Below are 15,653 nucleotides of genomic sequence, written 5' to 3'. Positions count from 1 at the left end.
TCCATTTTCAGTGTTTTGTATTTTATACGTTTTTTCTGAGATAAAAGTTTCAGTTAATTTTTAAGAAACAAAATTCGTTGAACGTCTAAATTATTTTCTATTACAAGTAAATAAACACCCGTTGGTAAATAGGAAACATCTAAGTGTAATACTGAATTATTAGAAAATTCCTGAATAAATACTTTTTCAAAAATTACATTGTAAATACTAATTTTTGCGTACACTGAAGAATTAATATTCAAATTTACATTCAACACATTATCACAAGGATTTGGGAATATCATAATATCACTCTTAGATTCATCTACAGAAACAAGATAAGAAATAATATCCGAACAATTTATGCAACCATTATATCCACGAACACAAACTTTGTATCGCCCCGGTACATCTGCTATAAATAAAGTACCAATGGCATTAGGTATTACCTGATCGTTGAAATACCATTGAATTGGCAAAGAATCGATTAAACAGGTAAACTGATTTCCAAATACTCTCACTGCTGGTTTAGGTGGTCGTTCTAAAGTAGTTGTTGTAATAGTATCTGTAAAGCCTTCGAAACCATAATTGTCGCGAACATAACAGTAAAAAGTATCCGCAGTAGAAACAAAAATAAACCGTTTGTTGCTACCATTGTTCCACCGGTAATATGAAAATCCGTAGCCAGCATCGAGAAGAACGGAATCACCTTCGCAAATATTAGTCGAACCAAGCACACGAATTCTGGGTTTAAAAACACCACTTATATCGATTTCGAATAAATCGGAATAAATCACGCAACCTTCGCGAGTTGTTTCCTCGACAAGAAGTGAGCCGCTTGGTGTATTGTTCCAACGGACAGTAATAGTATCATTATCTTGACCTGAGAGAATTGTCCCACCCTGAATTATCCATTTGAAATTACTGCCGGGCGAGCCTTCTACAATGTATTCATAATTCATCCCAGGTTTAACAATGCTTAATCCATTAATAATAGGTTTAGGATATGTCATAAAGTACACATTAATTGTATCCGAGTAAGCTACAAAACCAAGCGAATCTGCAACTTTTACAGAATATTTTCCATTTTGTGTAATTTTGATTGTTCGGGTTGTATCCCCCGTTGACCAAAGATAAGTAGCATATCCAGCACCTGCATCCAATAATAAAGTATCCCCGTTACAAGGTGGGAATTTACCAATAGGTTTAATTCTTGGCTTAGGGATATTCCCTATTCTAATTGATACAGATAAAGAATCAATACAGCCATACTGAGAAGTGAACACTAATTTTATTACACCTATTGCAGTTGTATCCGCCCATTTTACCTTTAATTTTGTAGAAGTTTTTTCTAATATTTTCCCATTTGTTACATACCAATCCGTAAAACCCTGATAATCAGACACAAGAGTGTATTCTTCCGTTGAATTAGAGAGCACAACTAAAGAACCCGAAAGTGATAGATGAGGTTTCGTATGCACAATAATATAAAGAGAATCTGTTACGCTATTACCCATTTCGTCTTGTGCCAAAAGATAATACACAGAAGAATCATTTGGCTTAATAAAAGTATAACAAGAATCCGGGAAAGAAACTCCATCAGTAGGCAACCAGTGATATGAAATTTTCCCAATTCCACCTGAAGCTTTCGCCCCAACATACACACTATCACCTAAACAAACATTTATTATTCTCGTACCCAAACTTTTTTCGAAATCAAGACTAATGTAGTTAGCATACAATTTTGTAATGAACATATCGCTTAAATTGTCAAAAGCCGTGCTGAATATAGCATCAGCTGTAACTGGAAAATCGTTTGAATTAGTAAAACCTGCTACCCAGATATTAGCATAATCAGCTGTAACAATAGAATTAGCAATATCATTACGTTTACCACCAAGATAACTTATATATGGGCAGCCATCTAAATTTGGAGTGAAACGCACAACAAAGGCATCCGTGCTATCTGAATATTGTTTTTGAAAAGCCGTCGGGGTAGTTGGTAAATCACGTGAGGTAGTAAATCCAGTTGCAACAGGAAAACCATAGCTATCAATAGCAATAGCAGCAATACGTTCACTACCAGAACCGCCAAAATATGTACTAAAAAGAAGTGAATCACCACTGAATTTGAGTTTACCAACAAAGGCATCACCTGAAATATAACCGGAATTAATATTGTTGTAAGTGTTTTGGAATGCATTAGGAGAAATTGGCAAATTTTCTGATTCAGAATAACCAGCAAAATAAATATTATTACTACTATCAATTGCAACAGAATAGATTGCATCCAGTGCCGAACCCCCAAAATATGTTCCAAATATTTTATTTGTGCCGTTGGAATTGAGTTTAAAAATGAAGCCATCCCCAGTGCTGGACGACGGGACAGAATCAGCAATTACCTTTTGAAAACCAAATGATGAAATTGGGAAATCCTGGCTACGAGTAATTCCAACAACAATTGCATTTCCCAAAGCATCAACAGCGATAGATTGTCCAAAATCATCACCAGAACCGCCTACATATGTAGAATATTGTAAGTTAAAATTGCTGGAAAATTTCATCACAAAAGCGTCGTTGAAAATATCAGTTCCATTGCTGTTAAATGTTGTATCAAAAGCCCCCGAAGTAGTAATAAAGTTTGAGGATTTTGTATAGCCGGCAAGATATATATTCTTGTTTTTATCTAATGTAATTGATTGAGGGAAATCGTCGCTTGTTCCACCAAAAAGAGTTGAATAAAGAAGAGAATCTCCCTGAGCATTCATTACAGTGAGGAAACCATCTATTCCACCAATATCAAAAGTATCAAGAGCTTTTGAAGTAAACGGAAACGAACGCAAAGACAGAGTGTAACCTGTAATATAAATATTACCAAACTTATCTACAGCAACTGCTTCTGCTTGATCGTTTCCCATACCGCCTAAAAAAGTAGATAACAAAATATTTTTTCCATCAGGAGAAAATTTCGTTACTACAGCATCATAAAAATCAATAAAAATATCCGAAAAAGTGGTATCGTAGCTACCGATTTCTGTAGGATAATTAGCAGAACGAGTTCTCCCAACAACAATTATGTTCCCGGATGAATCTTTTGCAATGCTACGTAAATAATCAAACGAACTCCCACCAAAATAAGTAGAATAGACAACCGGGTCAATCCTAATCATCTGTGATTTGTCGTAATTATTTAATGAAAATGAAATATAACCATCAAAACTGAATGAAGAAACAATTGGTATTTTGCTTTCTTCTAAATATGCATTCAAGTCCGAATGATACTGCACAATATTAGTTGTAAAGAAAGAAATTTGTTTAGTTTCAATATTAACAGAATCAGCTCCATCTACTTTTATTTTAATATCATTTGGGTTTGCACCAGGATGCAAAAGAAAATCATAGGCAAAACAACCATTTTTAGAGTAAAGAAATAAATCTATTTTATCGTATAGATTTTTAACAATTAAAGTATCATAAACTTTTGAAGAAAAAGGATTTGATTTAGTGAAATAATTAAATACACGATTGCTATAAGAAATAGGCTGAATGTTGAAATTGATTGCTTCTGAAAAGCTTAGCTTTAATGTAGAACGATTACAGCTTTTATCCCCAACTTCGTTTAAATAATCGAATAATATATCATTATTGTTAATCCATACATTGGCATCTTTGGTTTGAAACAAAAAACGAACATTTTCAGGAAATTGTCCATTATTTTCGACAAAATTTGAAAAAAGATTATTTGTATTGAGTAATATGAACAACAATTCTATTGAAAATAGATGAATTATCTTTTTTAAACTGACCATAACGTTATTCCCGACAATTGATAAAATAAATTTAACAAAAAATAACTAATATTAAAAATCAGACTATTTCAATTCAACCTGAAAAAAGAATTGAACAAAATTAGCCATAACCGAAGGAAAACATCATTTGGAATAGTAATTGATATAAATTAGATGGTTTTTAGGAAATAATTTGAAAGGAGTTCACTATGATAATCAATGAAACAGACCCATCGAGAAGGTATCTTCCATTAGTTCAACAGAAATTTGGCGAAAGCACAACAACCACAAAAGATGTAACTTTTGCCGATACTGTCAAACAATTGATGGATGATGTAAATAAGATGCAAATTGATTCAGCAGAACAGACAGAAAAATTTATAAAAGGCGAACCTGTCGATATTCACGACGTAATGATTACTGCTCAAAAAGCACGAACCTCATTCCAGCTATTAATGGAGCTAAGAAACAAAGGACTTGACCTATATCGAGAAGTATTAAGAATGCAGGTATAAAATGGAGGATAATATTAGCCAAAAATGATTTCGTGAACAAATACAAACAAGGATAATTATGGCTGAAAATACATTCACAGAACAAGTAAAAATATTTTATAAAAGATTATCATTAGTTCAAAAATTGATAATTGGAGGCGTTGTTGCTGGATTAATATTAGGCACAGTTCTATTATTGTCCAGTAGCAAGCCTGTGGAAATGGGAGTTCTGTATAGTAATTTAGAACCATCAGATGCTGCAAAAATAGTTGAAAGCCTTAAAGCAAAAGGAGTGCAATATAAACTTGAAGACAATGGAAATACGATATTAGTAGATAAGTCTCAACTTTACGATACTCGCATACAGTTAGCAGGTGAAGGTCTTCCATCTGAAAGCATAGTTGGATATGAACTTTTCGACAAGACAAACCTTGGGATGAGCGAATTTGTCCAAAAACTGAATTATCGCAGGGCTTTGGAAGGCGAGCTTGCCAGAACAATCGGGACAATGGATGAAATTAAAAAAGTGCGTGTCCACTTAGTAATACCAGAAAAGACACTCTTCAAAAAAGACGAGAAACCACCGAGTGCTTCTGTTATCATTCATTTGAAAAGTGGTAGAAGCCTTAGCAAAATAAGCATAGAAGGGATTCAAAACCTTGTTGCAAGCAGTGTTGAAGGACTTACAATTGATAAAGTTACAGTTGTTGATGGACGAGGCAAAATTTTATCCGAGCCCCCATTGGACAATTCAACAGTAACCGGACTTACTCAAACACAGCACGATATTCAGCGACAAGTTGAGCAGCATTATGCAGAAAAGGTGCAATCGCTTCTCGATGGAGTGCTTGGAACAGAAAATTCGAAGGTGAGAGTAAATGCCGAAATTGATTTCACACAGGTTGAAAAAACAATTACAGATTTCGACCCGGAACGCCAAGTAATTCGTAGTGAACAAAATATTCAGGAAGTATCAGAAAGCACAGATTCTCTGAGCTATCCAACTGTTAGTCAGGCAAAAAATGCATCCAATGTTATCCAAAATTATGAAATATCTAAAACAGTATCTCATATTGTAGAAGGCACAGGCAATATTAAGAGGCTCACTGTATCAGCAATCATTAATGGTGTAACTAAGGTTGTAGATGAAAATGGAGTAAAAAAAATTGAATATACGCCAAGAAAGCAGGAAGAAATTGATCAATTAACACTTGCCATAAAAAATGCTGTAGGATACGACCCAACCAGAAATGACCAGATTTCAGTATTAAATGTTCCTTTTGACACATCACTATTGGAACAAGAAATTGAAGAACAGCAGCCAGTAGTTTGGTACAAAGACAAAGAAATAATCAAATTAATTGCTTTGATTGCAGCAATATTAATTACAATAATGTTGATGTTTGCATTAATACAGTCGAAATTTGTAAAAGACAGATTACGTATTGCTCTTGGACTGCCAAATCCTAAATTATTAGTCAAAGAAGAAGTGTCTATTGAGGAAGAAGAGGAAGAACCAGAAGAACAATTAGAGGATTTGAAATTAGATGAAGAAGATTTGTTATTGCTTCCAGCTGAACTTCCTGAACAAGTATTATTAGAAGGAGAAATTCGCGAAGAAGAGCCGCAAGAAATCGAAGAAGAAACCGATATGCAAGAACTTGAAGCATTAGCAAAGTCAGCATTAGATGTTGAACCACAGGAAATGACTGAAGAAGATATGTTGAAACTTGAAATAAAAGAAAAGGTTGAATCATTTTTAGATGAACAAACAGAAAACGCAGTGAAATTAATAAAGATATTATTACAGCAAGATATTGAGAATCCGAAATCTGCCAAATCATAAACAAATTGTTTGTTCGTTGAATATTAGTAAGAATATTAATTAGGTAAACAATAATGGCAAAGAAAAGAATTACAGCATCTGATTTGACAGGAAAACAAAAGGCAGCCGTATTACTAATGTCTATGGATGTCGAAGTAGCGGCAAAGGTATTCAAAGAACTTGATATTAAAGATGTTGAGCAAATAGCTGTAGAAATTACAAATTTACGTGAACTGCCTCCAAACGTTGTCGAGGATGTTATCGAAGAGTTTTACCAATTAATGACAGCCTCCTCATATATGGTCGAAGGAGGAATTGATTATGCTCAAATGCTACTCGAAAAAAGTTATGGATTGGACAAAGCGCGAGAAATTATTGAAAAGATACGTGTTCTGACAACTGTGAGAGGGTTTTCTATATTAAAGAAATCTGATCCTCAGCAGCTTGCTTCATTCTTATCAAAAGAGCATCCACAAACAATAGCCTTGATATTATCGCATCTGCCTCCTGACCAAGCAGCAGATGTGCTCAATGAATTCAAAGATGATCTACGTTCTGAAACTGTATTTCGGATGGCAACAATTGGGAAAGTATCTCCACAATTAGTTACAGAAATTGAACACGTTGTAGATCAAATAGCAGAAGCAACTCTTTCGCAGAATTTAGCCCAAGCTGGTGGTGTGCAACTGGTAGCAAACATACTTAACAAGTGCAATAATGCAGTAGCAAAACAATTGTTAGAAAGCATTGAAGAAAAAGATTATAATATGGCGATAGAAATCAAACGCAAAATGTTCTTATTCGAAGATATTGTGCTCATTGACGACAAAGGTATTCAGAGAATTCTACGTGATGTTGATAAACGCGATTTAGCACTTGCATTGAAGGTTTCTGACGAAAAAATTCGTTCGAAAATATTCAAGAATATGTCTGAACGTGCAGCAGCAGTTGTTAAAGAAGAGCTCGAATTTATGGGACCAGTTAAATTAAAAGAAGTCGAAGCAGCACAAATGAGAATAGTTGATATTATCAAGAAACTCGAAGAACAAGAAGAAATTGCTATCGGTGGTCGTGGCAAGGAAGATATTTTCGTATAAGAAAGGAATGAAATGAACAAGATCATATTAAAAATACCAAGAAATAAACAAAAAGTTAAAATTATCAAAAGCGAAGATATTATTCGCAGAGAGTTTGAGCGAAAGCTATTAGAACTTGAGAGTTTAGTTAAATCCAAACCTATTGAAGTAGAAGAACTACCAGAAGTAGAAGAATTCATTGGCGAACCTGAACCAGAGCCTCAACCCAAAGTAACATATTTCACAGAAACATACACTATTTCAGATTCTAACGAACCGATTGAAATAGATTTACGACGAGTGCCAGATGAAAGCATTCCTATTGAAGAAGCTGCAAAAGAAATTCAATCAGCCTACGACAAAGGTTTTTCTGATGGTCAAGATTCTGCGAGAGCTATATACCAAAGTGAAATTCAAATTCATAGTCAATGGATAAAACGCTTCGATAAAATTGCTTTCGAGTTAAAGAAAGCTTTTTTGCAAGAACAAAAAAAATTCAATGAAGCATTAATAGACTTATCAATTGAAATTGCAAGAAAAATAATGGGTTTTGCTGCAGTCGAAAGTGAACAATTAGTTATAAGTCAGATAAATAAAGTATTTAGCGAAATAAAGGATGAAGAAATATTCAAAATTGAATTAAATAAAGATGACTTTGAAGTACTAAAAAAAGTAAATTCTCAAATTTTTAATTTGGCAGATAGTAAAATCGAAATAGTAACATCGAATAATATAGAACAAGGAAGTTGCATTTTGCATACAAGTGCAGGAATTATTGATGGGCGAATAAGCGAGCAATTAAAAAAACTACAAAATGCATTGACAGAAGCAAAAGAACAAATAAAGTTAGACCTTGAATCATCTCTGAAAGAAAGTTATCCCGATATTCTGGATACAATTATGCCTGAAACACAAGAAATTCAAGAAAACTCTGAAACGAACAATAGCGAAGACGAAACAAATGTACCAAGCAATTAACATAGAGAAATTTTTCAAGCCAGCAATAAAGAAAACACCGACATTAGTGCGACGTGGGAAAGTTAAAAAAGTAGTTGGGCTTGTGCTCGAAAGCGAAGGACCGAAAGCCCCTATTGGAGAAATATGTGAATTAAGAAACAAATACGATGAATTAATTGCTTTAGCTGAAATTGTTGGGTTTCGAGATGACAGGATTCTCTCAATGGTACTTGGAGAAACAAACGACATTGAACCATCGACAGAAATTATTGCTACAGGGAAATCCTTGTCTGTTGGAGTAGGAGACAAATTATTAGGTAGAGTAATAGATGGGTTAGGTCGTCCACTTGACGGTAAAGCAGAGGTGTCAATAGAGCAAAAACGTTCGATATATGCAGTTCCACCAAATCCATTATTGCGAAAAAGGATCTCTGAACCAATTTCAACAGGAATAAAAGCAGTCGATGGACTTCTAACATTAGCAAAAGGACAGCGTGTTGGTATTTTTGCTGGTTCTGGGGTTGGGAAATCTACATTAATTGGAACGATTGCCCGAAATACATCGGCAGATATTAATGTTATAGCGTTAATTGGTGAACGCGGAAGAGAAGTACGCGAGTTTATAGAAAAAGATTTGAAACAAGAGGGACTTGACAGGTCAATTGTTGTAGTCGCGACAAGTGATGTTCCTCCACTCATTCGGGTAAAAGCAGCACTTACAGCTACAACAATAGCAGAATACTTCCGCGATAAGGGGTTGGATGTTATGTTGATGATGGATTCTGTAACACGATTGGCAATGGCTCAACGAGAAGTAGGTCTTTCAATTGGCGAACCTCCGACAACTCGCGGATATACACCATCAGTGTTCACTATTTTACAAAAGACATTGGAACGTGCCGGAACTTCCGAAAAAGGAACAATAACAGGAATTTATACTGTGTTAGTTGAAGGCGACGATATGAATGAACCAATTGCAGATACTACAAGAGGTATTTTGGACGGACACATTGTATTATCGAGAAAGCTCGCATCGCTTGCACATTATCCGGCAATTGATGTTCTTGAAAGCATTAGTCGTTGCCGAAGTGATGTTGTTTCAAAAGAACATCTTGATGCCGCAAAAAAAATACAAGAATTACTTGCAGTCTATAAAAGTGCCGAAGATTTGATAAATGTCGGAGCATATCAAAAAGGAAGCAACCCACAAATAGATAAAGCAATTGAAAGAATTGAGATAATTAATTCATTTTTGAAACAAGGATTAGATGAGCGAAATGATTATCATGAAATTGTAAACAAAGTAATCGAAATAAGCAAAATGTAGAAATGGCAAAGAAATTCACATACAGGCTCGAGCCACTATTAAATTTACGAGCATTTAGAACAAATCAAGCAAAAGAAGAGCTTGCAAAGATTTTGCGACTTCGTTTTCGCAAAGAACAAATTATTGAAGAAAAGATAGAGTATAAGAATAATCTCATTGCAAAAAAATACACAAGCGGAAAGGCTTCGGATATTCAAGAAAGAATCGCTCATAAAGCATTGGTAGAAAAAGAAATTGAAAAGCATATACAAGATAAAAATCAACTTCTCGAAATTGAAAAGCTTCGCCAAAATAAATATATTGAAGCAAAAAAAGATGAAATGATACTTGAAAAATTGAAAGAAAAAAAATTAGAAGAATACAAGGCAGAAACTCTAAAAGAAGAAAGTAATTTTATCGATGAAATTGCAATAATGGGATTTATCAGGAAAGAAAAGTGACCTGGAAGCAACTTTTAATAGGGATTATTATTGTATCATCAGTATTAGCAATATTGATGGGAGGACTTATTGGTGTAATTAAATATAGACCCGATTTACTGGGAATAAAAGACAATAAAGATACGACTAAAGTTCAAAAAGTTGATAAGCCAAAAAAAATAATAAAACCATTAAAGCCTGTCTATATTGAGCCAACTGTTCAAATTTCGAAAAAACAACTGGCTTTTTTTGAAAATGAAGTGATAAAAAAGAATGAATTTTCAATTAAAATTGATTCATTAATGCGAATTGAGAAATATTTAAGAGATTCACTAAAAAACATTGCAGAAACAATTCGTTTCCATCAAGATTCAGTTAAGCGAGCTAATTCAATCGCTGAAAAATCTGAAAAAAATGCTAAAGAACTGCAAGATAGTTTAACTAAGAAAGAAATTGAAATAAAGAAACTTACAGAAAAATACTCGCTCGCACAGAAGAGAATAGAGAACTATCAAAAGATGTTGGAGGAAAGGGTAGACTCCAGTGCTAAAATTAATTTTGAAGTATTTGCAAAAATATATGAGAATTCAAAGCCACAGGAGGTGGCTGCAATATTGGAGCGTCTGGACGAAAGAGATGCTGCAAGAATATTAAAAATGATGAACAAGAAAAAAGCTGGCAAAATTATTGAAGCAATGAAACCTGAAAATGCCGCTGCAATTCTTTTGCTGGGTATAGGACAATAAAATAAATTGCAAGGATGCAACTATGAGAACATTGGAAGTAACTCATTCCGAGTTAGGGTTTGGGAATGTTACAAACCCGTCCCCGCAGAATGAAAAGACAAATGTCTTTAATGAATTATTGAAACAAACTCAAAATGACCTTTTAGATAATCCTGCAATCAAAGAAATCATCGAAAAGCGTTCAGATGAAACGAATATTTTTGAGCATTATTCAGACATAGTGTGCCAAAATTATCAATTTATGGTAGATAATTTAGACAACCTCTCTGAACAAATCAACAATTTCATAATCCGATTGAAAGAATATAAGGTTAATATTAACCAAAAAGAAATATTGAATTATTTTGATGGAATATTTACAGCATTTGACAAAAAATATGGAACACAGCTTAATGAAGCTTTTAAAAATGCATTTATGCAATTATCGAGCATAAGAGAATATTCAAATAATGGTGATTTACTTAAAGATTCTTTAAAATTATTGAAAAACATTAATGAATTAAGCAATTCTTCGACATTATTCAACAATAGATTGCCAATTTCAAAATTTTTCGAACAAATCACAAGTTCTGAGGATAATACCTATAATAAAGATAACACTTATAATAAAGATAATATTAATCAACCAACATTGTTAAACGAAGTATTAGATATTGATAGTGATAAAATTATTAAAAATTTAGAATTAAAAAATTTGCCGTTAAGAGAAAATATCACATCAAAAATTTCTCAGTTAATTCAAAATAATGATAACAAAGATAATATTCCAAATAATAAACCAGAAATCATAAATATCGAAAATAGAGTGGATAATTTTGACCAAGATGAGAATAGTTTTAAACAGCATTCAAACTCTAATAATTTTTTATCATTCAATAGTCCAATATTAAACAATTCTTTACTAAACAATATTACACACCAAAATAATCCTATGTTCGGCGAGATTTTTGAGCAAAACGTTGGAAATTATACAGTTAGCAATGTAAAAATAGAGAATTTCGGGAAAAATGTTGGTGGTTTGATTGGGAATATTCGTGGCGAAAATCAGGCAACAGCAAAGCTGATATTAGAACCACAATGGCTTGGTATAGTAATTGTTGATGTATTGATGAAAAATGATGTTGCTGAAATTAAAATAAAAGCACGTTCAAAGGAAACAGTGGAAGCAATTGAAAAACAAATAAATGTACTTAAAGAAAAATTATCTGAATACGGAATAACAACCGGCAAAATAGATATTTCGAATGAAAACCAGGAAGAAAGAGATTTAGCAAACAACAACGAACAGCATAAAAACAAAAAAGATGAAAGAGAATTTTTAAATTCTTTTGTGAAAACTGAAAACAAAAATGGAATAAATCAGGAGGAAGCTAACGATAATTTTCGATTATGGATGAAAAAAGTAATCGAAAAGTACGTTTAGCACGAAACAGGAGGTTTCAATGGCAGAATCAATTAATTCCGTAACAAATACGGAAACATCGACTCAAAAGCTGAGTTCAAAGAAAAGCATTGTTAGTAAGGATGACTTCCTGAAGCTACTTACGTTTCAGATGAAGAATCAAAATCCACTAAAACCTTACGACAATCAAGAATTCGCAGCTCAGCTTGCACAATTTTCTCAACTTGAGCAGCTTATCGACATACGCTCAATGATTGAAGAAACGGCAAATTTAAACAAAACACTTGCTGAAACGATTACAAACTCGGCTCTTCCGGGTATGCTTGGCAAAACTGCAAGAGCATTAACCAATGAATTCACATACGACGGCGAAAACAAAGTTAATTTAGGTTTTGGTGTATCAACAAACGCAAAATCCGGGACTTTAATTGTGCGAGACGCTAACGGGACAATTGTAAAGAGAATATCTTTGAATTCTAATGAATTAACTACTGGAAATCATAAGTATATTTTTGATGGAACAGACAATAACGGGAATACAATCCCATCTGGCAAATATACTTATGAAGTACAATTATCGAACGACGGATCGACAACTTTTTCGGCTGATACGTTCATAGAAGGAAAAATCGATGCTGTGAGATTTAAAGGAGATTCAACAGTATTAGTTATATCAGGAAGCGAAGTATCTCTTGGAAAGGTTCTCGATATTACTGCAAGCTAATGTTCTTTGAAATAATAATGGAGTTTTGCAATGGCAGAACTTGAGGGAGTAAAACTTCCATTTGTACCAGTCGGAGGCATTGATGCACTTCGAGGTCCTGCGGCAAAACCTACTGTAAAAGCAAAGCCCTTATTTGAAGAGTTACTAGAAAATGAAATCAGTAATCTGAAATTTTCGGGGCATGCAAAATCTCGCTTAATTAGCAAAAATATTGACATTACTGCCAACGAAATAGTGAGATTAGAAAACGCAGTAGATAAAGCAGCAGCAAAAGGTGCAAGGGATTCATTAATAATGCTTGACGACAAAGCATTCATAGTAAGCGTTCAGAACAGAACTGTAGTTACTATGATGCAAAAAGGTCAAATGGAAGATAATGTAATAACTAACATTGATTCAGCAGTTCTTGCTTAACCAAAGGGGTTTGACCAAGCTTCGCAGCAAGGAGACCCCAGCGATTTTCGAATGACCGAGAAAATCGCAGAATTTTATGGAAAAATTAATAACCAAGGAGGGTTTTTATGGGTCTTTCTCGTTCATTGGCAACTGGTGCGAGTTCATTACGCGCTAACCAACAACGAATGGATGTAATATCCAATAATCTTGCAAATGCAAATACTATTGGATATAAATCCAATCGTGCAAATTTCAGTGATCAGTTCTATCAAGTATATACTCACGGAGTAGCTCCAAATGTTCAGGGAAACAGAGGTAACGGAGGAATAAATCCGCATCAATTCGGGAACGGAGTTCGCTTATCAAGTATTACTCAAAATATGACTCAAGGTGTGATTGAATCTTCAGAAAGAGCACTTGATATGGCAATACAAGGCGATGGATTTTTCATCTACAATATGAATGGTAGAGAACTTTATTCAAGAGCAGGAAATATATCACAGGATAGAGATGGAAATTTGATCGATACTGCTACAGGAGCTTTTCTGCGAGGATATAACGTTGATAAAACAACTAATGGTGTTATAATAAAAAATGCCGATGGGACAAACCGTTTAAATGCTACAAAAGATAATTTAGTAATTCCGCCCGATATTACCTCTCCCCCGCGCCAAACCCAAAATATCAGCTTTTTTGGGAACTTAAATGCAGGAATGGCAACGGGCGACACTCGTAGCACAAGTATTAATATTTATGATAATATTGGTGGTGTTCATAATTTAACATTTACATTCACAAAAACAGCAAATCAAAATGCGTACTCACTAACTGCCTCAATTGATGGACAGGCAGTAAATACGAATGCAACCACCATTCAATTTAATGCTGATGGAACGCTAAACACCCCAACAAACGTTCAAATAAATTATGCTGATTTAAATACAGCAATTGGAAATAATGTGTTTGCTACAACACCGACAGCATTAACAATTCAGCTTGCCGATCCAAACAACTTAATGAGTGGAATCACTCAGTTTGCAGGAGCAAACACAGCATCTTTTAAAACACAAGATGGATATACTTCTGGCGATTTATTATCGCTATCTGTTGGACGCGATGGAAAGCTCTGGGGTTCATTCACTAATGGTAAAACAGAACTGCTTGGACAAGTGCTTTTAGCAAGATTTACCAATCAAGAAGGGCTGGTTCGCACGGGAGACAATTTCTATTCCGTATCACCTAACAGCGGAGAACCAATAATCGGAACGGCTAATGATATTTTTAACTCTACATCAATAATCGGGAACTCACTGGAACAATCTAATGTTGATATGACAGTTGAATTTACTCGATTGATTACTACTCAAAGAGCTTTCGAAGCTGCTTCGAGAACAATAACTGTAAGTGATACATTGTTGGCTGAAGTAAATCAGCTGAAACGCTAATTCCTGAAAAGGATAACTCCCTCCCAATCAACGGGCTGTTCGCTGAACAGCCTTTTTTATTTAAAAATATTAATAATTTTTATACGTTAAATATTATGTTTTTACAATATTTTGGGAATAGTTATGCCTATTGAATATATACCGCTGATATTGATGATTGTGTTCGGGTTTATTTTAGCGTTAGCTTTTATGTTATTTTCTGAATGGTTAGGAGCGAGACGCACAACTTATGGGAAAGGGACAACCTACGAAAGCGGTATGTTGCCATACGGAACTGCAAGAGAGCGTTTTTCAGTAAAATTTTATATGGTTGCTGTAAGTTTCATAGTATTTGATGTGGAAGTTGTATTTATGTATCCTTGGGCAGTGCAATTGAGCGAATTAGGTTTAGGAGCTTTCATTGCAATGATGATTTTCATTGTAGTTCTTCTTGCAGGATATTTTTATGAACTTAAAAAAGGAGGCTTCGAATGGGATTAGAAAATATATTGGGACGCGATGGATTTCTAACTACAACTGTTGGAGAAGTAATAAAGTGGGCACAAAAGAATTCACTTTGGCCAATGCCACTGGGAATTTCTTGTTGTGCAATTGAAATGATGGCTTTTGCTTCTTCTCGTTTTGATGTTGCTCGATTTGGGTCGGAAGTATTTCGTATGACACCACGTCAATCTGATTTTCTTATAGTAGCTGGAACTGTTACTTACAAGATGGCGTGGGTAGTGCGAAAAATCTACGACCAGATGCCTGATCCAAAATGGGTTATGTCTATGGGAGTATGTGCTTCGACTGGTGGTATGTTCCGTTCTTATTCAGTTGTACAAGGCATAGATCAATTTTTACCTGTTGATATATATGTTTCTGGTTGTCCTCCACGTCCGGAAGCAGTCATAAAAGGACTAATAGCTCTACAAGATAAATTAAAAAATAAATATTCGCCTGATTTATTCAATTTCGGGAAGGACGTTTCTCTAACTCCGCACCAAGAACCGTATCAATCTATTCATACATTTAATCCATTGAGAAACAAATAACAAAGTATCAAATATAATAATAAAAGAGGCTGTGATATTTC

14 protein-coding genes are annotated in these 15,653 nt (G+C 34.3%); 13 read left to right on the top strand and 1 reads right to left on the bottom strand.

Annotated features, from left to right (window positions below; genetic code table 11):
- Positions 1-53 precede the first annotated feature (53 nt).
- The gene (locus ACY2LT_RS01580) at positions 54-3,788 is read right to left on the bottom strand and encodes an SBBP repeat-containing protein (RefSeq protein WP_491815907.1); all 3,735 of its coding nucleotides are present in this window, start codon (positions 3,786-3,788) and stop codon (positions 54-56) included.
- Between the two features lie 188 nt (positions 3,789-3,976).
- Between ACY2LT_RS01580 and fliE the strand changes: the two genes are divergently transcribed.
- The 13 genes from fliE to ACY2LT_RS01515 all read left to right on the top strand — a co-directional run bounded on the left by fliE (position 3,977) and on the right by ACY2LT_RS01515 (position 15,612).
- On the top strand, positions 3,977-4,282 hold the full coding sequence (gene fliE / locus ACY2LT_RS01575) for a flagellar hook-basal body complex protein FliE (RefSeq protein ID WP_491815906.1): 306 nt from the start codon (positions 3,977-3,979) through the stop codon (positions 4,280-4,282).
- Between the two features lie 58 nt (positions 4,283-4,340).
- On the top strand, positions 4,341-6,107 hold the full coding sequence (gene fliF / locus ACY2LT_RS01570; RefSeq protein WP_491815905.1) for a flagellar basal-body MS-ring/collar protein FliF: 1,767 nt from the start codon (positions 4,341-4,343) through the stop codon (positions 6,105-6,107).
- A gap of 53 nt (positions 6,108-6,160) precedes the next feature.
- Positions 6,161-7,183 (top strand): flagellar motor switch protein FliG, encoded by a 1,023-nt coding sequence (gene fliG, locus ACY2LT_RS01565; RefSeq protein ID WP_491815904.1) that lies wholly within the window; start codon positions 6,161-6,163, stop codon positions 7,181-7,183.
- A 12-nt stretch (positions 7,184-7,195) separates the two neighbouring features.
- Entirely contained in the window at positions 7,196-8,140 is a 945-nt protein-coding gene (locus ACY2LT_RS01560) for a FliH/SctL family protein (RefSeq protein ID WP_491815903.1), read from the top strand.
- A complete protein-coding gene (gene fliI / locus ACY2LT_RS01555) occupies positions 8,124-9,446 on the top strand; it encodes a flagellar protein export ATPase FliI (protein WP_491815902.1) in 1,323 nt (440 codons plus the stop codon). The genes ACY2LT_RS01560 and fliI overlap by 17 nt, the downstream gene beginning before the upstream one ends.
- Before the next feature lie 2 nt (positions 9,447-9,448).
- A complete protein-coding gene (gene fliJ / locus ACY2LT_RS01550; RefSeq protein ID WP_491815901.1) occupies positions 9,449-9,886 on the top strand; it encodes a flagellar export protein FliJ in 438 nt (145 codons plus the stop codon).
- Positions 9,883-10,611, top strand: coding sequence for a MotE family protein (locus ACY2LT_RS01545; protein ID WP_491815900.1), 729 nt, complete (start codon positions 9,883-9,885; stop codon positions 10,609-10,611). Before fliJ ends, ACY2LT_RS01545 begins: the two co-directional genes overlap by 4 nt.
- A gap of 22 nt (positions 10,612-10,633) precedes the next feature.
- Positions 10,634-12,034, top strand: coding sequence for a flagellar hook-length control protein FliK (locus ACY2LT_RS01540; RefSeq protein WP_491815899.1), 1,401 nt, complete (start codon positions 10,634-10,636; stop codon positions 12,032-12,034).
- 19 nt (positions 12,035-12,053) lie between these two features.
- Positions 12,054-12,737, top strand: a complete 684-nt coding sequence (locus ACY2LT_RS01535) for a flagellar hook assembly protein FlgD (protein ID WP_491815898.1) — start codon at positions 12,054-12,056, stop codon at positions 12,735-12,737.
- A 30-nt stretch (positions 12,738-12,767) separates the two neighbouring features.
- Positions 12,768-13,151: a TIGR02530 family flagellar biosynthesis protein gene (locus ACY2LT_RS01530; protein WP_491815897.1), complete on the top strand. Its 384-nt coding sequence runs from the start codon at positions 12,768-12,770 to the stop codon at positions 13,149-13,151.
- A 107-nt stretch (positions 13,152-13,258) separates the two neighbouring features.
- Positions 13,259-14,578 (top strand): flagellar hook protein FlgE, encoded by a 1,320-nt coding sequence (locus ACY2LT_RS01525; RefSeq protein WP_491815896.1) that lies wholly within the window; start codon positions 13,259-13,261, stop codon positions 14,576-14,578.
- Between the two features lie 123 nt (positions 14,579-14,701).
- Positions 14,702-15,058, top strand: coding sequence for an NADH-quinone oxidoreductase subunit A (locus ACY2LT_RS01520; protein ID WP_491815895.1), 357 nt, complete (start codon positions 14,702-14,704; stop codon positions 15,056-15,058).
- Complete coding sequence (locus ACY2LT_RS01515; protein WP_491815894.1) at positions 15,049-15,612, top strand: NADH-quinone oxidoreductase subunit B; 564 nt, start codon at positions 15,049-15,051, stop codon at positions 15,610-15,612. The genes ACY2LT_RS01520 and ACY2LT_RS01515 overlap by 10 nt, the downstream gene beginning before the upstream one ends.
- The last annotated feature ends 41 nt before the right edge of the window (positions 15,613-15,653 follow it).

The organism is Eximiradius proteiniborus, assembly GCF_058546985.1.
Note: the sequence above shows the minus strand (reverse complement) of the source record. Positions and strands in the feature narration are given on the sequence as shown.

Coding starts and splice junctions, on each gene's coding strand:
- ACY2LT_RS01540 (WP_491815899.1), top strand. CDS start 10,634: ATGAGAACATTGGAAGTAACTCATTCCGAGTTAGGGTTTGGGAATGTT.
- ACY2LT_RS01530 (WP_491815897.1), top strand. CDS start 12,768: ATGGCAGAACTTGAGGGAGTAAAACTTCCATTTGTACCAGTCGGAGGC.
- ACY2LT_RS01515 (WP_491815894.1), top strand. CDS start 15,049: ATGGGATTAGAAAATATATTGGGACGCGATGGATTTCTAACTACAACT.
- ACY2LT_RS01520 (WP_491815895.1), top strand. CDS start 14,702: ATGCCTATTGAATATATACCGCTGATATTGATGATTGTGTTCGGGTTT.
- fliG (WP_491815904.1), top strand. CDS start 6,161: ATGGCAAAGAAAAGAATTACAGCATCTGATTTGACAGGAAAACAAAAG.
- ACY2LT_RS01560 (WP_491815903.1), top strand. CDS start 7,196: ATGAACAAGATCATATTAAAAATACCAAGAAATAAACAAAAAGTTAAA.
- ACY2LT_RS01535 (WP_491815898.1), top strand. CDS start 12,054: ATGGCAGAATCAATTAATTCCGTAACAAATACGGAAACATCGACTCAA.
- fliJ (WP_491815901.1), top strand. CDS start 9,449: ATGGCAAAGAAATTCACATACAGGCTCGAGCCACTATTAAATTTACGA.
- fliF (WP_491815905.1), top strand. CDS start 4,341: ATGGCTGAAAATACATTCACAGAACAAGTAAAAATATTTTATAAAAGA.
- ACY2LT_RS01525 (WP_491815896.1), top strand. CDS start 13,259: ATGGGTCTTTCTCGTTCATTGGCAACTGGTGCGAGTTCATTACGCGCT.
- fliI (WP_491815902.1), top strand. CDS start 8,124: ATGTACCAAGCAATTAACATAGAGAAATTTTTCAAGCCAGCAATAAAG.
- fliE (WP_491815906.1), top strand. CDS start 3,977: ATGATAATCAATGAAACAGACCCATCGAGAAGGTATCTTCCATTAGTT.
- ACY2LT_RS01580 (WP_491815907.1), bottom strand. CDS start 3,788: ATGGTCAGTTTAAAAAAGATAATTCATCTATTTTCAATAGAATTGTTG.